General features: G+C 71.2%; 19 protein-coding genes. 12 read left to right on the top strand and 7 right to left on the bottom strand.

Annotated elements, in window-relative coordinates; genetic code table 11:
• The 3 genes from OG226_RS02855 to OG226_RS02845 are packed head-to-tail and all read left to right on the top strand — an operon-like array spanning position 1 to position 2,314.
• Positions 1–1,152, top strand: coding sequence for a thiolase family protein (locus tag OG226_RS02855; RefSeq protein WP_329347722.1), 1,152 nt, complete (start codon positions 1–3; stop codon positions 1,150–1,152).
• Positions 1,149–1,550, top strand: a complete 402-nt coding sequence (locus tag OG226_RS02850) for a Zn-ribbon domain-containing OB-fold protein (protein ID WP_329347721.1) — start codon at positions 1,149–1,151, stop codon at positions 1,548–1,550. Before OG226_RS02855 ends, OG226_RS02850 begins: the two co-directional genes overlap by 4 nt.
• 5 nt (positions 1,551–1,555) lie before the next feature.
• A complete protein-coding gene (locus OG226_RS02845) occupies positions 1,556–2,314 on the top strand; it encodes a FadR/GntR family transcriptional regulator (RefSeq protein WP_329347720.1) in 759 nt (252 codons plus the stop codon).
• Positions 2,315–2,321: 7 nt separating this feature from the next.
• On the opposite strand, the gene OG226_RS02840 is transcribed toward OG226_RS02845, so the two are convergent.
• The 3 genes from OG226_RS02840 to OG226_RS02830 are packed head-to-tail and all read right to left on the bottom strand — an operon-like array spanning position 2,322 to position 5,289.
• The gene (locus tag OG226_RS02840; RefSeq protein WP_329347718.1) at positions 2,322–3,344 is read right to left on the bottom strand and encodes an LLM class F420-dependent oxidoreductase; all 1,023 of its coding nucleotides are present in this window, start codon (positions 3,342–3,344) and stop codon (positions 2,322–2,324) included.
• Positions 3,341–4,483, bottom strand: a complete 1,143-nt coding sequence (locus OG226_RS02835; protein ID WP_329347717.1) for an acyl-CoA dehydrogenase family protein — start codon at positions 4,481–4,483, stop codon at positions 3,341–3,343. Before OG226_RS02835 ends, OG226_RS02840 begins: the two co-directional genes overlap by 4 nt.
• Positions 4,484–4,488: 5 nt before the next feature.
• A complete protein-coding gene (locus OG226_RS02830) occupies positions 4,489–5,289 on the bottom strand; it encodes an enoyl-CoA hydratase/isomerase family protein (protein WP_329347716.1) in 801 nt (266 codons plus the stop codon).
• A 98-nt stretch (positions 5,290–5,387) separates the two neighbouring features.
• On the opposite strand from OG226_RS02830, the gene OG226_RS02825 reads away from it, so the two are divergent.
• The 3 genes from OG226_RS02825 to OG226_RS02815 all read left to right on the top strand — a co-directional run bounded on the left by OG226_RS02825 (position 5,388) and on the right by OG226_RS02815 (position 8,317).
• The gene (locus tag OG226_RS02825; RefSeq protein ID WP_329347714.1) at positions 5,388–6,254 is read left to right on the top strand and encodes a crotonase/enoyl-CoA hydratase family protein; all 867 of its coding nucleotides are present in this window, start codon (positions 5,388–5,390) and stop codon (positions 6,252–6,254) included.
• A gap of 105 nt (positions 6,255–6,359) precedes the next feature.
• Positions 6,360–6,797 carry a GMC oxidoreductase gene (locus OG226_RS02820; protein WP_329353307.1) on the top strand — a complete coding sequence of 146 codons (438 nt, stop codon included), beginning with the start codon at positions 6,360–6,362 and terminating at the stop codon, positions 6,795–6,797.
• A 110-nt stretch (positions 6,798–6,907) separates the two neighbouring features.
• Complete coding sequence (locus OG226_RS02815; protein ID WP_329347712.1) at positions 6,908–8,317, top strand: family 1 glycosylhydrolase; 1,410 nt, start codon at positions 6,908–6,910, stop codon at positions 8,315–8,317.
• On the opposite strand, the gene OG226_RS02810 is transcribed toward OG226_RS02815, so the two are convergent.
• The gene (locus OG226_RS02810) at positions 8,296–8,793 is read right to left on the bottom strand and encodes a MaoC family dehydratase (RefSeq protein ID WP_329347711.1); all 498 of its coding nucleotides are present in this window, start codon (positions 8,791–8,793) and stop codon (positions 8,296–8,298) included. The genes OG226_RS02815 and OG226_RS02810 overlap by 22 nt on opposite strands.
• Before the next feature lie 25 nt (positions 8,794–8,818).
• A complete protein-coding gene (locus tag OG226_RS02805) occupies positions 8,819–9,640 on the bottom strand; it encodes an enoyl-CoA hydratase/isomerase family protein (RefSeq protein ID WP_329347709.1) in 822 nt (273 codons plus the stop codon).
• 107 nt (positions 9,641–9,747) lie between these two features.
• Between OG226_RS02805 and OG226_RS02800 the strand changes: the two genes are divergently transcribed.
• Genes OG226_RS02800 through OG226_RS02785 form a run of 4 tightly spaced genes read left to right on the top strand, consistent with a single transcriptional unit; the run spans position 9,748 to position 13,330 of the window.
• Entirely contained in the window at positions 9,748–10,869 is a 1,122-nt protein-coding gene (locus OG226_RS02800) for an acyl-CoA dehydrogenase family protein (RefSeq protein WP_329347708.1), read from the top strand.
• A gap of 18 nt (positions 10,870–10,887) precedes the next feature.
• Positions 10,888–12,066, top strand: coding sequence for an acyl-CoA dehydrogenase family protein (locus OG226_RS02795; protein ID WP_329347707.1), 1,179 nt, complete (start codon positions 10,888–10,890; stop codon positions 12,064–12,066).
• Positions 12,063–12,575, top strand: coding sequence for a nuclear transport factor 2 family protein (locus OG226_RS02790; protein ID WP_329347704.1), 513 nt, complete (start codon positions 12,063–12,065; stop codon positions 12,573–12,575). Before OG226_RS02795 ends, OG226_RS02790 begins: the two co-directional genes overlap by 4 nt.
• Positions 12,575–13,330: an SDR family NAD(P)-dependent oxidoreductase gene (locus OG226_RS02785; protein ID WP_329347702.1), complete on the top strand. Its 756-nt coding sequence runs from the start codon at positions 12,575–12,577 to the stop codon at positions 13,328–13,330. Before OG226_RS02790 ends, OG226_RS02785 begins: the two co-directional genes overlap by 1 nt.
• A 77-nt stretch (positions 13,331–13,407) precedes the next feature.
• On the opposite strand, the gene OG226_RS02780 is transcribed toward OG226_RS02785, so the two are convergent.
• Positions 13,408–13,725: a zinc-binding dehydrogenase gene (locus OG226_RS02780; RefSeq protein WP_329353305.1), complete on the bottom strand. Its 318-nt coding sequence runs from the start codon at positions 13,723–13,725 to the stop codon at positions 13,408–13,410.
• A 157-nt stretch (positions 13,726–13,882) separates the two neighbouring features.
• A complete protein-coding gene (locus OG226_RS02775) occupies positions 13,883–15,079 on the bottom strand; it encodes a CaiB/BaiF CoA transferase family protein (RefSeq protein WP_329347701.1) in 1,197 nt (398 codons plus the stop codon).
• 146 nt (positions 15,080–15,225) lie between these two features.
• Here OG226_RS02775 and OG226_RS02770 point away from each other — a divergent pair, with 146 nt between their 5' ends.
• Both OG226_RS02770 and OG226_RS02765 read left to right on the top strand, forming a co-directional pair.
• Positions 15,226–15,735 carry a PaaI family thioesterase gene (locus OG226_RS02770; RefSeq protein ID WP_329347700.1) on the top strand — a complete coding sequence of 170 codons (510 nt, stop codon included), beginning with the start codon at positions 15,226–15,228 and terminating at the stop codon, positions 15,733–15,735.
• Between the two features lie 4 nt (positions 15,736–15,739).
• The gene (locus OG226_RS02765) at positions 15,740–16,585 is read left to right on the top strand and encodes an enoyl-CoA hydratase-related protein (protein ID WP_329347698.1); all 846 of its coding nucleotides are present in this window, start codon (positions 15,740–15,742) and stop codon (positions 16,583–16,585) included.
• The last annotated feature ends 1 nt before the right edge of the window (position 16,586 follow it).

The raw sequence follows: 16,586 nt of genomic DNA, 5'->3' as shown, positions 1-16,586 counted from the left end.
GTGACCGACCGCCAACCCGTCGTCGTCGGCGTGCACGCCACCGAGCAGGCGCTGTCCCTCCCGCACCGCGACGCGATGGGCCTCGCCCTCGAAGCGGTGCGCGGCGCGATCGAGGACGCCGGGCTGACCCCGGCCGACGTCGACGGCGCCCAGGTCGACTGGCCCGGCCCGGGCGGTGTGCCTGGCGAGGGCAGCTCCTGGGCGCGGATGCTCGGCCGGGACCTGCGCTGGACCAGCGACTCGATGCTCGACAACGCCGGCTCGCGGGGCCTGTTGAAGGCGGCCTCGGCCGTGCGGGCCGGGCTCGCCGACACCGTCGTGGTCGGCGGCTGCAAGCTGGTCTCGCGCGGCGCGGGTCCCGTCGGCGCCGGGGTACCGCTGGAGTTCGCCGACGTCTGGGGCAGCTACGTCGTCGCCCAGTTCGCGCTGGTGGCGGCCCGGCACATGCACCAGTACGGGACGACCTCCCGCCAGCTCGCGGAGGTCGCCGCCACCATCCGCAACAACGGCACCACCAACCCGGAGGCGATGATGTTCGGCCGTGGCCCGTACACCGCCGACGACGTGCTCGCCTCCCGCATGGTGGCCACACCGTTCCACCTGCTGGACTGCTGCATCGTCGGCGAGGGCGGCGCCGCCCTCGTGGTGACCACCGCCGAACGGGCCCGGGACCTGCCCCACCCGCCCGTCGCCGTGCTCGGCGGCGGCATGGAGTACCACCAGGCCGCGTACGCCAACCCCGCGCTGTACCGGGAAGTCGGCCAACTCGGCCGGGACGCGGCCACTCGTGCCTACGCCATGGCGGGCATCGGCCCCCAGGACGTGGATGTCTTCTCCCTCTACGACCCCAACTCCTTCGAGATCATCCGCCAGTTGGAGATCCTCGGACTGTGCGGCGAGGGCGAGGGAGGCCCGCTGGCCGCCGGCGGTGCCATCGCCGTCGGCGGCAAGCACCCCGTCAATCCCGACGGAGGCTGCCTGGCGTACGCGTGGAACGGAACCCAGCAGATGACACTCAAAGTCGTCGAAGCCGTACGGCAGTTGCGCGGCACCGCCGTCCACCAGATCGAGGGCGCGGAGCTGGCGGTCGTCGGCAACGCCGGATCCGGAGCGCAGCACTACGAGATGAGCGTGCTGGGGAGGACACGATGAGCCGCCCCGTGCCCGTGCCCACCGCGCTGTCCCGGCCGTTCTGGGACGCGGCCCGGCGCGGTGACCTGGTCGTCCCGTACTGTCCGGCCTGCGGGCTGCGTTTCCTCGTGCCCGAACCGGCCTGCCCCGGCTGCATGTCGGCGGACTGGCGGTACGTACCCAGTGCCGGCCGGGGCACCGTCTACTCGGTGACCGTGGTCCACCGCGCACCCGGCCCCGGCTTCGAGACACCGTTCGCGCTGGCCGTGATCGACCTGGACGAGGGCGGCACCCTGCTGTCCCACGTCGACGCGGGCGACCCGGACGACGTCGTCATCGGCATGCGGGTGCGCGTGGACTTCCGGCCCCTCACCGACGAGATCACCCTGCCGTACTTCGTGCCGGTCCCGGGCGACTGAAGGAGATGGATGCCGTGACGAACACGCCGGTACGGGTCCCCAAGATGGCCGAACTGGTGGCGGCACAGCTGCGCCGCAAGATCGTGCGCGGGGAACTGGCCGAGGGGGATGCGCTGCCCGCCGAGACGGCCCTGATGGCGGAGTTCGCCGTCTCCCGGCCGACCCTGCGCGAGGCGTTCCGGGTACTGGAGTCGGAGTCGCTGATCAGCGTCCGCCGGGGTGCCCGGGGCGGGGCGCGGGTCCAGGTCCCGGAGGGCACGGTCGCCGCCCGCTACGCGGGAGTCGTCCTTGAGTACCGCGGTACGACCCTCAAGGACGTCTACGACGCCCGTACGGTCATCGAGGCGCCGTGCGCCGGTCTGCTGGCCCAGCGCCGCACGGACCGGGACCTGGAGCGGCTGCGGGCCTCCGTCGCCGCGGCCGAGGGGCTCATGGACGACCCCTCGGCCTTCATCCGCGCCCACATGGAGTTCCACGCCCTCGTCGTCGAACTCGCCGGCAACGAGACACTGAGCGTTCTCAACGGCATGGTCCGGCACATCATCGACCAGGCGAACTGGTCCCACGTCGATCTCGACGCCGGCAGCGCCGAGAACATCCGGGCGAACCGCCGGGGCTTCCGCGCCCACGGCGCCCTCGTCGAACTCGTCGCCGGGCGCCGCACCGAGGCCGCCGAGGAACTGTGGCGCCTCCATCTCCAGGAGGCCGAGGACTACCTCCTGCAGAGCAGGTCCATGACGACGGTCCTGGACCTGCTCGGCTGACGCACCGTCAACTACCGTGCAGCTCTTGCACGATCGGCTCCCACACCTCGGCGTCGATGTCGTACGCGGTGTAGAAGGACACCCGGTCGACCAGACTTCCGTACCGGCGCCTGATCTCGCCCGCCACCCGCTCCGGCTCCGCGACGACCGCGAAGGTGTGCAGGATCTCGTCGTCGACGAGGCCGCCCATCGCCTCCCACCTGTCCTCGCGGGACGACTTCGACAGCGCGTTCAACTCGTCGCCGAGTGCGCCCCAGCCGTGCAGCTCCAGGACGCCGCGATACGCGGGCGTGCTGCCGTAGAAGGCGATCTGGCGGCGGGTGCCGTCGATCGCGCGGGCGAGTTCCTCCTCGGTGCGGCCGGTCGCGGTGAGGAGGAGATGGGAGACGGAGAAGCCGTCACGCGGTCGGCCGGACCGGTCGAGGCCCGACTCGACGGTCGGGAGGGTGACTTCCCGCAGGTACCGCTCGGTGGTGAAGCCGTGTGCCAGGAGCCCGTCGGCGACCTCGCCCGCCACCCGGGTCATCGCCTCCCCGACCGCGGCCACGAAGACCTTCGGGGCGCCGCCGGGAGCGGGCGGGGGTGAGAAGAAGGGGGACATGAGCGTGTGCGTGTAGAAGTCGCCGCGGAAGTCGAGTTTCTCGTCCTCGTTCCAGGCGGCCCAGATCGCGCGCAGCGCGCTCACGTACTCCCGCATACGGGCGGCCGGGCGGCTCCACGGCATCGAGAAGCGTCGCTCGATGTGCGGCTTGATCTGACTGCCGAGACCGAGCGAGAAGCGACCGCCGGAAAAGGCCTGCAAGTCGTGTGCGGTGTGGGCGAGTTGCATGGGGGAGCGGGCGAACGCCACCGCGATCGCCGTGCCCACCTCCAGCCGGTCGGTGTGCTCGGCCGCGAGCAGCAGCGGCAGGAACGGGTCGTGTTTCGACTCCGAGGCCCACAGGCCGTCGTAGCCCGCCTTCTCGTGGTGCCGGGCCTCCTCCACGACCTCCGCGGTACCCCACACGCTCAGTTTTCCGTCGACCTTCATGCCGTTGCCTCCGCTGTGACCGCGTCCAGCCCGATGTGCCGCGCGAGCAGTTCGCGGTGGAACGCCGGGTCCCCGAACAGGAGTTGTGACGTCTTGGCCCGTTTCAGATACAGGTGGGCCGGGTGCTCCCAGGTGAAGCCGATGCCGCCGTGGACCTGGATGTTCTGTTCCGTCGCCCGCACGCAGGCGTCCGAGCAGAACGCCTTGGCCAGACTCGCCACCGCGGGCAGCCCCGGGTCCTCGCTCTCGGCGGCGAGCAGCGCGAAGTGCGCGGCGGCACGCGCCGATTCCACCTCAAGGAGGACATCGGCAAGGAGGTGCTTCACGGCCTGGAAGGAGCCGATGGGCCGCCCGAACTGGTGCCGCACCTTGGCGTACTCGACCGCCATGTCCAGCGCGCGGGAGGCCACCCCGACCTGCTCGGCGGCGAGCGCCACCGCGGCCCGGTCGAGCACCTGCGAGACGAGATCCCAGCCGTCGCCGTGCGTACGCAGCCGGGTCGCCGGTACGTCGTCGTAGTCGAGCCGGGCCTGCCGGCGGGTGGGGTCCATGGTGGGGAGGGGGGCGCGGGTCAGTCCGGCCGCGTCGCCGTCCACCCAGAAGACGCCGATGCCGTCGTCGGTACGGGCGACGGTGAGCACGACGTCGGCGGTGGCGCCGTCCAGGACGAACATCTTGCGTCCGCTGAGCAGCCAACCTCCCTCTGACGCACGGGCGTTGAGGTGAATCCCCGTCGCGTCCCAGCGGGCCGAGTCCTCGGTCAGGGCCAGTGTCCCGACCAGTTCGCCGGAGGCGAGCCCCGGCAGCAGACGCTTGCGGGCGTCCTCGTCGGCGCAGCGCAGCAACGTGGTCGTCGCCAGTACGGCCGAGGCGAGGAAGGGCGCGCACATCAGCGCCCGCCCCAACTCCTCCATCACCACGCCCACTTCGACAGAACCGCACCCGGCACCGCCGTACTCCTCGGGCACGGCCAGCCCCTGCAGACCGAGTTCCGTCCCCATCCGGCGCCACAGCGCCCGGTCGAAGCCCTCGGGGGTCTCCATCAGCCGCCGTGTCTCGGTCTCGGGCGAGGTGTCCGCGAGGAACGCCCTTACCGTGCGACGGAGTTGATCCTGTTCGTCGCTGAACGCGAAGTCCATGGTGCTCAGCCCTCCGCACCCGCTCGGCGGCGCCCGCGCGAGGCGATGATCTTCTGCACCGCGGCGATGTGATCCGGGTCCTGCATGCTGTCCCGTTCGGCGAGCAGCGCCGGCTCCAGTACGGCGGCCATGGCCTGCTCCAGGTGCAGGTTCACGGCCCGCTTGGTGCCGCGCAGTGCCTGCGCAGGCAGGGCGGCCAGCCGTCCGGCCAGGTCCATGGCCTCGTCCAGGAGCTTGTCCTTCGGTACGACACGGTTGGCGATGCCCAGCCGGACCGCCTCCTCGGCGCTCACCCGCTCGCCCAGGAACAGGAGTTCCTTCGCGCGGGTCAGGCCGACGAGCAGGGGCAGGACGAGCGCGCCGCCGTCGCCCGCGACGAGACCGACCTGGACGTGCGGGTCGGACACATAGGCGTCGTCCGCGATCAGCACCAGGTCGCTCAGCAGGGCCAGGCTGCAACCGAGGCCCACGGCAGGCCCGTTGACCGCCGCGATCACCGGCAGCGGGCAGCGGACCAGGCCGGTGATGATCCGCCGGGCCTCGTCGACGTTCCGCTGCCGGAAGACGGGGTCGCGCTGGACCCGGGTCATGATGTCGAAGTTGCCGCCCGCGCTGAACGCCCGCCCCCGGCCGGTGAGTACGACCACCCTTGCCTCGGGGTCGTCGGCGACCGTGTCCCAGACCGATGCGAGGCCGGAGTGCAGCTCCTCGCTCATCGCGTTGAGCTGGTCCGGCCGGTTCAGTTCGATCAGCCGGACCGGCCCGAGTGCCGTCACCACCAGATCCGTCATCTCCACCGCCATCATCCAGGGACAGTTCAGTAGGTCAGTAGAGTTGAATGCTATAACTAATTGAGCTTTATGAGAACCGGGTCGTGGAGTGACGAACCTGACGGAGGACGCGCATGCCGGAGCAGGAGTACGAGACCGTGCGGGCCGAGGTGGCGGACCGCATCCTCACCGTCACGCTCGACCGGCCCGAGAAACTGAACGCCTTCAACCCGCGGATGATGAGCGACCTCCTCGACGTCTTCGACACGGCCGACGCCGACGACGACGTACGGGTGATCGTGGTGACCGGCGCCGGCCGCGGCTTCTGCGCGGGCGCCGACGTCAGCTCCGGCGGCTCGTCCTTCGACCACCGCGGGGCGGGCGCCTGGCACCGGGACACCGGCGGCCGGGTCGCGCTGCGGATCTTCGCCAGCACCAAGCCGGTCATCGCGGCGGTCAACGGCCCGGCGGCGGGCGTCGGGGCCAGCATGACCCTGCCCATGGACATCCGGCTCGCCTCGACCTCGGCGAAGTTCGGCTTCGTCTTCGCGCGCCGCGGCATCGTGCCGGAGTCCGCGGCGAGCTGGTTCCTCCCGCGGGCCGTGGGGATGCAACGGGCCATGGAATGGGTGGCGACCGGCCGCGTCTTCGGCCCCGACGAGGCCCTCTCGGCCGGGCTGGTGCGCTCCGTCCACCCGCCGGAGGAACTGCTGCCGGCGGCGTACGAACTCGCCCGTGAGATCGCCGAGAACACCTCGGCGATCTCGGTCGCCCTCGCCCGCCAGATGATGTGGCGGATGCTCGGCGAGCCGCATCCGATGGCCGCGCACCGGCTCGACTCGCGGATCATGAGCCAGATCGGCGGAGGTCCGGACCCCGTGGAGGGCGTCGAGTCCTTCCTCGCCAAACGGCCGCCCGAGTTCCCGGGCCGGGTCAGCAAGGACCTGCCGGATGTCTACCCCTGGTGGCGGGAGGAGGAGTTCCGGCCCTTGGGGGAGTAGGCGGCACCGGAGCGGGGTAAGGCCGCGGACTCCGGTGCGTGGACGGGTCGTTGGGCGTCTCGGCGGGGGGCTCGGCCCTATCCCGCGCCCACGGTCGAGAGCGGCCTGCACGTCGGCTCGGCCGTCTCGGAGATACCTCTCACGACCACGCCGGACCGTCACGGTTCCGAGCCTGTCCGCCGCGTCGGAGCCGCCCTCTTCCGCCGTGTGCGCCAGGACTTTCGGGACCACCCGGTCGCCGACCGGATCATGGCCGAAACTCTCCCCGCCTCCATCGCCCGCGACGGCCAGGAGATCATCGGCGCTGGCCGGGGCCACGGCCGCCGGGGTCACCATGAAGTCGCGACGTGTCCGGCAGGCCTTGCCGGGGACGACCTCGTAGATCTCCGACTGTGCGTGCACGGTATCGCCGGCCTGCGCATCGTCGACCGCTCGGCCCTGCGGGCCACGCTCTTCCGCAACCTCAACCGACGATCACGGCCGTGGCCCGAAAGCCCTCCGGCCCCGCCCTGGACACGGGCCGACCCCGCCCCGGCGCTTTGACGGACCGATGAGATCTGTCCGAAACATTGTCGTCGTTTCCCCGAAGTGTTAGCGTCCGGACGGCGGGCATTCAGTTGAATGCGTTAGCTATTCCGCCCGGGACGGTGACCATGAGCGATGGTTTCCTGCAGGAGTCTTTCCACGGTGTCGACTGGGGAGTCGCCACCGCGGACGCCCTCGCGGCCCCACCGCCGCCCCCGCCGGAACGCGCGGGGCACTTCAGGCAGTGGACCGACGACATCCGGCAGCTGGTCGGCGTCACACCCGACACCCACCGCATGGTCGCCGGATGGCCGCTGCTCCAGCCCGACGGCCCCGGCACCTGGGACCACGCGGCGCTGGACCGCTGCGACCGCGAACTCGACTCCCTGCTCGCACTCGGCCTGCGCCCCTGCCTCACCCTGTTCGACCGGTCGCTGCCGCCCTGGCTGGAGGACTCCGGGGGCTGGCTGGAGCGCGACACCGCCGAGCACTTCGCCGCCTACGCCGCCGAGCTGGGCCGCCGCTACGGCGACCGCGTCACCCGCTGGATCACCTCCACCGACCTGGCCGGGCCCACCCTCGCCGACCACGTGGCCGGGATGTACACGCCGGGCCGGGGCATCGGCCGCGCGGGCCTGCCCGCGGTCCACCACATCCTGCTCGCCAACGGACTCGCGACGCGCGCTCTCCGCGCCGCCGGCGTGAGCGGCCGGATCGGGACCACGGTCACCCTCGTCGGCGGTTACGCGGCCACCGAGGACCCGTTCGACCGGCTCGCCCTGGACCGCCTGCTGAGCTGGACCAACCGCCTCTTCCTCGACCCCCTGCTGCTCGCCGAGCACATGGTGACCGAGGACGACGTCGCACCGATCGAGGACGCCGGCTGCGTACGCCCCGGGGACCTGGACGTCATCGCCACCCCGCAGGACCTGCTCGGCATGTCCTGGCACACCCCGTTTCGCGTCACCGCACCGGAGAACCTCGCCCGCGCCCTGCCCGCCGCCAAGTGCCAGAGCAGGCTCAACGAGGTCAACCGCCTCCTGGTGGGCCTGGGCTTCGCGATCGTCCCCTTCGACGACGTCGAGACGACGGCGTACGGCTGGCCCCTCCTCCCCGAGGGGCTGGCCGACGCCGTCGCGGACCTCCACGACCTCTACGGCGAACTGCTGCCGCCGCTGTCCGTCGTCGACAACGGCATGGGCGACCTGGACCTCGTCGACGAGACCGGCCACCGCGACGACGCCCGCCGTCGGGCCCTGCTGCGCGCCCGGCTGTCCTGGCTGGGCCGGGTGATCGAACGCGGTGTGGAGGTCTGCGGTTACGAGTACTGGTCGGTGCTCGACAACCTGGAGGCGAAGTTCCGCTACACCCGCCTCTATGCGATGGCCGTCCCCGACCACGAGCCCCCGCCGCGCCCGCCGATGCCCTCGGACTGGCTGCGGGCCGGAGCCTTCGCGGGCCCCGAGGCACCGGGCCCGGGGGCCGGGCTGACCCTGGTTCCGCCCGGCCCCCGGGATCAGCGGGTCGGAGCCTCGTAGTCCCGGCCCCGGATCAGTCGTACCGGCGTGTAGACGAGCACGTCCTCGTCCCGCTGGTTGCGTACGGTGATCCGGCTCGTCACCACGCCCCGGCCGGGCTTGCCCGACGGCCGGCAGCCGGTGGTCTCCACGACGGCGTACAGCGTGTCGCCGACGTAGACCGGTCCTCGCACGGTCAGTTCCATGTGCAGGAAGGCCAGGCCCGTGCCGTGCAGCACGTTCGTCTGCAGGACGAGTCCCTCGGCGACGCAGTACGTCAGCGCGCCCGGCACCAGCCGCCCGCTGTAGCCGCCGTCGGCCGCGTGCGAGGCGTCCCAGAAGAGCGGCTCGTTGAAGCCGCCCCAGGTGACGAAGTTGACCAGGTCGGTCTCGGTGACCGTACGGCGGGCGGTACGGAAGATCTGCCCGACCGGCATGTCCTCGTAGGTCAACCCCCTTACCAGCGGGGGGATTTCGGTGGTGGGCTCTGCCGTCATCGCGGGCTCCTCGTGCGTCCGTGGGTCACAGGTCGATCGGGTGCTTGCCGCTCACGCCCTCGAAGTCCGGGGCGCGCTTCTCGCGGTGGGCGGCGAGTCCCTCGACGACCTCGTGCCCGCCGAACCCGAAGAACTCCAGCCCCAGCGAGGCCTCGAAGAGCGGCTGGGCCGTGCGGTACCAGTGGTTGAGGGACCGCTTGGTCCAACTGAGGGCGCTCGCGGGTCCGGCGGCCAGCAGGGTCGCCACCCGCAGCCCCTCGGCGTGCACGTCCTCGTCGTCCACGCACTTCGACACCAGGCCGATCCGCTCGGCCTCCTCGCCGGTCAGCGCCTCGCAGGTCAGCAGGTAGTACTTGGCCTTGGCCATCCCGCACAGCAGCGGCCAGCAGATCGCCGCGTGGTCGCCGGCGGCCACCCCGAGCCGGGTGTGCCCGTCGACGATCTTCGCCCTGCGGCCGGCGATCGAGATGTCCGCCAGCATGCCGATGACCAGCCCCGCACCGACCGCCGGGCCGTGGATCGCGGAGACCACCGGCTTCGAGCAGTTGATCACCCCGTAGACCATGTCCCGCGCCTCCCGCATCACCCGGGCGCGCACGGCGTAGTCCTCGGTCATGGCCTCGATGGAGTCGAAGGTCCCGCCGGCCGAGAAGGCCTTGCCGGCCCCCTGGACCAGCACCGCGCGGGTCTCCTCGTCCCGGTCGACGACCGGCCAGACGTCGGCCAGCTCACCGTGCATGCGCGGATCCACGGCGTTGAGGTTCGGCGCGTCCAGCACGATGCGCAGCACACCGGGCGCGGGCCGCTCGAAGGTCAGGCTCGTGAACGGGGCGTAGGGATCGGTCACGTCGCACTCCTGGTGTATTCAGTGCGGATACTATAATTATCTAACTGTATCGAGAGGCGGGCGGCAAGCGTCCGGCCCACGGGCGCACCGAGGACGGGAAGCTCGGCATGGATCTCACCTTCAGCGAGGAACAGGACGAACTGCGCACGGTCGTACGGTCGTTCCTCACCCGGCACGCCACCGAGGCCGACGTGCGCCGGCCGGCCGCCGACCCGCACGGACACGACCCGTGGATCTGGCGGCGGATGGCCACGGAGATCGGACTGCAGGGACTCGCCGTACCGGAGCAGTACGGCGGCTCCGGCTTCGGCTACGTCGACCTCGGTGTCGTCTTCGAGGAGACGGGCCGCGCCCTGCTGTGCGCCCCGTACTTCGCCACCGTCGCCCTGGCCGCCGAGGCGCTGCTGCGCTGCGACGACGAGGCAGCCCGCGCCGAACTGCTCCCGGGCATCGCCGCCGGCGAGACGGTGGCCACGCTCGCCCTCACCGAGGAGAACGGGCGCTGGGACGAGCCGGGCATCCGCCTCACCGCCCGTGAGGAAACGGGCGGTTGGCGCCTCACGGGCGTGAAGACCTACGTCCCCGACGGGCACGTCGCCGACCTGCTGCTGGTCGCCGCTCGCACCCCCGCCGGCATCAGCCTCTTCGCGGTCGAGGCCGCCGACGCTCCGGGCCTCACCCGCACCCCCCTGCCCACCCTCGACCAGACGCGCAAGCAGGCCAGGGTGGTCCTCACCGACACCCCGGCCCGCCTGCTGGGCGCCGAGGGCGCGGCCTGGCCCGGCCTCGAACGCGCCCTGGCGACAGCGTCCGTGCTGCTGGCCGCCGAACAGGTCGGCGGGGCCGCCGCCGCCCTGGACGCGTCGGTCGCGTACGCCAAGATCCGCGAGCAGTACGGCCGTCCCATCGGCTCGTTCCAGGGCATCAAGCACAAGTGCGCCGACATGCTCGTCGAGATCGAGTCCGCCCGCTCGGCCGCGTACGCCGGACTGTGGGCCCTGGACGCCGGTGACGAGACGGAGATCGCCGTGGCGGCGGCCCTCGCCCAGGCGTTCTGCTCGGACGCCTTCACCAAGGTCGCTGGCGACACCATCCAGGTCCACGGCGGTATCGGCTTCACCTGGGAACATCCCGCGCACCTCTACCTGAAGCGGGCCAAGAGCTCCGAGGTACTGCTCGGCACACCCGCGTACCACCGGGAGCTGCTCGCGGCCCGGCTCGGCATCTGACACCCAGGAGAAGCAGACATGGAAGTGGACTTCGGGCCCGCCGTAGGCGCCTTCCGCGACGAACTGCGGGACTGGTTCGCGGACCACCTCGTGGGGGAGTTCGCCGCGCACCGGGGGGTGGGCGGACCCACCGACGGCGCCGCCTGGGACGTACGACTCGCCTGGGACCGTGAGCTGTCGGCCGGGAACTGGCTGGGCGTGGCCTGGCCGAAGGAGTACGGCGGACGCGGCCTCGGACTGATCGAGGAGATCGTCTTCGAGTACGAGTACGCCCGCGCGAACGCCCCCTACCGCGCCACCGTCAACGCCCTCGACCTGCTCGGCCCGCTGCTCCTCGCCAGGGGCGACGAGGCCCAGAAGAAGCGCTTCCTGCCGCCGATCCTCGCCGTCGAGGAACTGTGGGGACAGGGCTTCAGCGAACCGGGGGCGGGCTCCGACCTGGCATCCGTCCGCACCCGCGCCGAGCGCGACGGCGACCAGTGGGTGGTCAACGGGCAGAAGGTGTGGACCTCGTTCGGCATCCACGCCGACTGGCTGTACGTCCTCACCCGTACCGAGCCCGACTCCCGGCGCCACAAAGGCCTGACACTGCTGCTCCTCCCCACCGACCAGCCCGGCGTGGAGATCCGGCCCATCCGCAACCTCGCAGGCCAGGACGAGTTCGCCGAGGTCTTCCTCTCCGATGCGCGCACCGGCGCGGACATGGCCGTCGGCGAGGTCGGGCAGGGCTGGCGCACCGCGATGGCCACGCTCGGCATCGAACGCGGTACCACCCTGCTGCCCCAGCAACTCGGCTTCGAGCGGGAGGCCGAGGCGCTGATCGAGCTGGCCCGCGCGCGGGGTGCGCTCGACGACCCGATGCTGCGCCGCCGGATCGTGGACGCCTGGATCTCCGTACGCATCATGCGCACCACCAACCTGCGCACCATCGCCGAACTGACCGCGGGCCGCACACCAGGCGCGCAGGCCACCACGGCGAAGCTCTACGCCTCGACTCGCCACCAGCAACTCGGCCACCTGGCCATGGAGTTGGCCGGACCCGCCGGACAGATCGTGGGCGAGGACTACGAACTCGACACCCGGCAGCGCTCGTTCCTGCTCTCCCTCGCGGAGACGATCTACGGCGGTTCGAGTGAGATCCAGCGCAACATCATCGGAGAGTTGATCCTCGGTCTGCCGAGGGAGCCGCGGCCATGACCTCGACCGAGGACCGCCTCGACCGCGTCGAGTCCCACCAGGCCATCCAGCAACTGCCCATCCGCTACGCCCTGGCCGTGGACTCCCGCGACCTCGACGCCTGGGTCGGCTGCTTCCGCCCTGACGTGGACATGGGACGCCACGGGCGCGGACGACAGGTCCTGCGGCAGCACATCGAGCCCCTCGTGCGCGGTTTCCACCGGTCCGTGCACCAGATCTGCGGCCACCGCGTCGAGTTCACCGGCCGCGACACCGCCACCGGCGCGGTCTACTGCCGCGCCGAGCACGAGGTGGGGGACCGGTGGATCGTGATGGCGATCTGCTACTTCGACGACTACGTGCGCGTGGACGGCGACTGGTATTTCTCCCGGCGCCGTGAACAGCACTGGTACGCGGCCGACGTGACCGACCGCCCCCAGGCGGTCGGATTCAGGGGCTGGGAGGGCGCGGGCGAACCGGGACTCCCCGATGCCTTCCCCACCTGGACGGCCTTCTGGAAGGAGACGTGATGGCACGGCTGGCAGGAAGGACGGCGCTGGTCACCGGCGGCGGCCAGGGCGTGGGCCGCGGCATCGCCCTGGCGCTCGCCGCCGAGGGCGCGGCCGTGGTCATCACCGGCCGTACCGAGACCAAACTGAAGGACACCGCCGGGGAGATCGCCGAGCGCGGCGGGCAGGCGTACACCGTGGTCGGGGACGTGGGGGAGCGGGACGACATCGACCGGATGGTGGCCGAGACGGTACGGCGGTTCGGCGGCCTCGACGTGCTCGTGAACAACGCTCAGTCGTCGGTGCAGCGACGGCTGGAGAAGACGTCGTACGACGATGTCGAACTCACCTACCGCAGTGGGCCGTTGGCCGTCTTCCACGCGATGCAGGCGGCCCTGCCCCATCTGAGGGAGAGCCGCGGCAGTGTCGTCAACCTCGGTTCCTCGGCCGCCGTGCAGGGCGAGGCGACCTTCGCGGCGTACGCCATGGCCAAGGAGGCGATCCGCGGCCTGAGCCGGGTCGCCGCGCGGGAGTGGGGGCCGTACGGGATCCGTGTGAACGTCGTCTGTCCGGCCGCGCTCAGTCCCGCGGCGGAGGACTATCTGGCCGCGCATCCGCGCAAGGCGGAGGAACTCGCCCGCGAGATCCCGCTCGGCCGGCTCGGCGCCCCGGAGGCGGACATCGGCCGGGCGGTGGCCGCGCTGGTGAGCGACGACATGGCGTATCTGACCGGCGCGACACTGATGTTGGAGGGCGGCCGGACCCTCATCGGGTGACGTCCCAGACACACACGCCAACCGCAATCAAGTCGGGGTTCCCGAGGAGGGGAGGACCGGTCGTTGTCGCCGTGGCCTCACGGACGAACGCGGATGACCGGCTTTCCCCTGCGTCGCTCGGTCGGATTGAGCGCGGCGACGGCGTCGTCGAGGGCCGAGACGTCGTCGATGTTCGTCCGCGGTCGTCCGTCCCGAACCCGCCGCACGATCTCGCTCAGTTCGGCACGACCGGCCTCGACGACGAAGTCCACCGCCAGACCCGCAGCCGGCCGCGCCTCGACCGGACCGACGATGGACACCGGCGTTCCGCCGGCCTCGACCAGGTCGGCGGACCGCTTCTGAATGTCGCCGCCGATGACATCGAAGACCAGGTCGACGCCGCCGACCGCGTCCAGCGCGTCCTGTTCGAGGTCGACGAACTCATGCGCGCCGAAGTCGAGTGTCTTGGGCCACTCAGAGGTTCGGCCTGTGTGCCGAGCCGACCGGGCCGGGCTTGCGCAAAGGGCTTCGGAACCGATCGGGCCATGGTGCCGACCTCATGAGACGTCACGCCTAGACGATGCCCCGCGCCCGCAGTCCGTCGAGCTGATCCTCCGTCACCCCGGCCAGCCCGCGCAGGACTTCGGCCGTGTGCTCACCCAGCGCGGGCGCCGGGGAGTAGCCCTCGACCGGGGTCACCGAGAGCCGGATGGGGTTGGCGAGCAGTGGCAGCGGGCCCGACACCGGGTCCTCGACCTCGACCAGCATCCGCCGGTGCCGGATCTGGGGATCGGCGAAGACCTCGGGCATCTCGTTGAACGGGCCCGCCGGCACGTCGTGTTCGTCGAGGAGGGTGAGCCACTCGTCACGGCTCCGAGTCCGCATGATCGCTGCGAGGACCGGCAGGATCTCCTCCCGATGCGTGATGCGGGCGGAGGTCGTGGCGAACCGCGGATCCTGGAGCAGGTCGGTGCGCTCGGCGGCCGTGCAGAACGCGGTGAACTGCTTGTCGTTCCCGGCGACGAGGAAGAGCGGTTTGTCCGCGCAGTGGAAGGCCTGGGAGGGGATTCCGCCGTAGCCGCCGTTGCCGCGTCGGCGCGGAACCTCCCCGGAGATCAGGTAGTTCATCGCGAAGTGCGACAGCGAGGCCAGCCCGCAGTCCAGCAGGGAGAGGTCGATGAACTGGCCCTCTCCCGTGGCGTCCCGGTGCCGCAGCGCCGCCAGGACGGCCGTCGAGGCGTACAGGCCGGTGAGGATGTCGACCATGCTGACCCCGACCTTCATCGGCTCGTCAGGGTGGCCGGAGACGCTCATCATCCCGGACATGGCCTGGAAGATCCCGTCGTAGCCGGGGCGCCCGGCGTACGGGCCGGTCTGGCCGAAGCCGGTGACCGACAGGTAGACGAGGCGTGGGTTGAGTGCCAGCAGGCTCTCGTGGTCGAGGCCGTACTTCGCCAGCGTCCCCGCGCGGAAGTTCTCGACCAGGACGTCCGAGCGGGCGGCGAGCGAGCGGATCAACTCCTGGCCCTCGGTGGTGGCGTGATTGACCGTCACGGACCGCTTGTTGCGGTTGCAGGAGAGGTAGAAGGCCGCGGTGTCCGTGCCGGGGGCGAACGGCGGACCGTACGTCCGTGAGTCGTCGCCGGTGCCGGGCCGCTCGACCTTGATGACCTCCGCGCCGAGGTCGGCCAGCATCTGGGTGGCCAGCGGGGCCGCGAGGATGCGGGACAGGTCGAGGACGCGGATCCCGGCCAGGGCGGTCGACGGCATCGAGGTCTCCCTCTGTTCACGGACATCGAATGAGTTATATAAATAATACATCTGACGCTCGAACTGCACCTCGTGTGATTGCTTCAACTATCCAATTCATGTAACTATATGGATCGGCTGATCGGCCGAGACCGGAGGGCGTGCGGATGACCGTCGCGGCGAGACCCCTCACCGACCAGGAACAGCGCGAACGCCGCGAGTGGTTCCGGGTCCGCTGGGAGCGCGGCGTCGCGTTCAACCGCCTCTGTCGTCTGCGCATGGTCCGCTGGGACCCCGGCGGCGTCGAGGTCGTCCTTCCCTACGCCGAGCAACTCACCGCCCACGAAGGCGTGTTCCACGGCGGAGTGCTCTCCGCGCTGATCGACACCGCGGGCGCGGGAGCCGTGATCGCCGGGCACGACTTCCAGAAGGGGAGTCGGCTCAGCACCGTCTCGATGTCGGTGCAGTACCTCGCGCCCGCCCGCGGCCGGGAGGCCGTCGCCTACGCGCGCTGTGTCCGCCGGGGTCGCAGGCTGCACTTCGCCGACGTCGACGTGATGACCGACGGGGTCGTCTGCGCCCGGGGGCAGGTCGTGGTGACCATCTCCGGGGAACGGCCGGGCATCGGCGAACCCATCCAACCCATCGACGCCGTCGAACCGCTGACCGAGGAGTGACGCGATGCCGGACGAACCCGACCGGGACCTGGTGCTGTACGAGGTCGACGAGGACGGCGTCGCCACCGTCACCCTCAACCGGCCCGAGCGCAAGAACGCCTGGAGCCTCCCGATGGAACGGCGCTTCTTCGCCCACCTGGACGAGGCCGCCCACGACCCCGCCGTCCGCGTCGTGATCGTCACCGGCGCCGGCCGGGCCTTCTGCCCCGGCATGGACGTCCAGCGGCTGGAACAGAACGCGCAGCCGGGTCAGTCCCTCAACCTCCAGGCCCGTGTGCCCATGTACAGCAGGCGGAACATGCCCAAGCCGCTCATCGCGGCCGTCAACGGCGCCTGTGCCGGCATCGGCCTGGTCCAGGCCCTGATCTGCGACGTACGCTTCGCCGCCCGCGGGGCACGCTTCACCACCGCCTTCACCCGCCGGGGCCTCGCCGGCGAGTACAACCTCCCCTACGTGCTGCCCCGCGTCATCGGCCTGGAGAACGCCCTCGACCTCCTCCTGTCCGGCCGGGTCTTCGACGCCGACGAGGCGAGGCGACTCGGACTCGTCAGCCGGGTCGTGGAGCCCGAGGACCTGCTCGACGCCGCCCGCGCCTACGCCCGCGACATCGCCCGCAACTGCTCACCGCGTGCCATGGCCGTCGTACGCCATCAGGTCTACGGCGACCTCGACCGGCCCTTCACCGAAGCGCTCGCCCGCTCGTACTCCGCCATGGAGTTCTTCGCGGGCTCGCCGGACTTCCGTGAGGGGGTCGCCAGCTTCGTGGAGAAGCGGGAGCCCAAGTTCGAGGGACTGCCCCCGGACTTCGACCCCGACGAGGCCACCCGTGACGCGTTCCTGCCGTACTGAC

Origin of the sequence: Streptomyces sp. NBC_01261 (assembly GCF_036226385.1) — a bacterium.
In the GTDB taxonomy this organism is placed as follows: domain Bacteria; phylum Actinomycetota; class Actinomycetes; order Streptomycetales; family Streptomycetaceae; genus Streptomyces.
The sequence above is the reverse complement of the archived record's forward strand: the minus strand, read 5'-3'. Positions and strand labels throughout refer to the sequence as shown.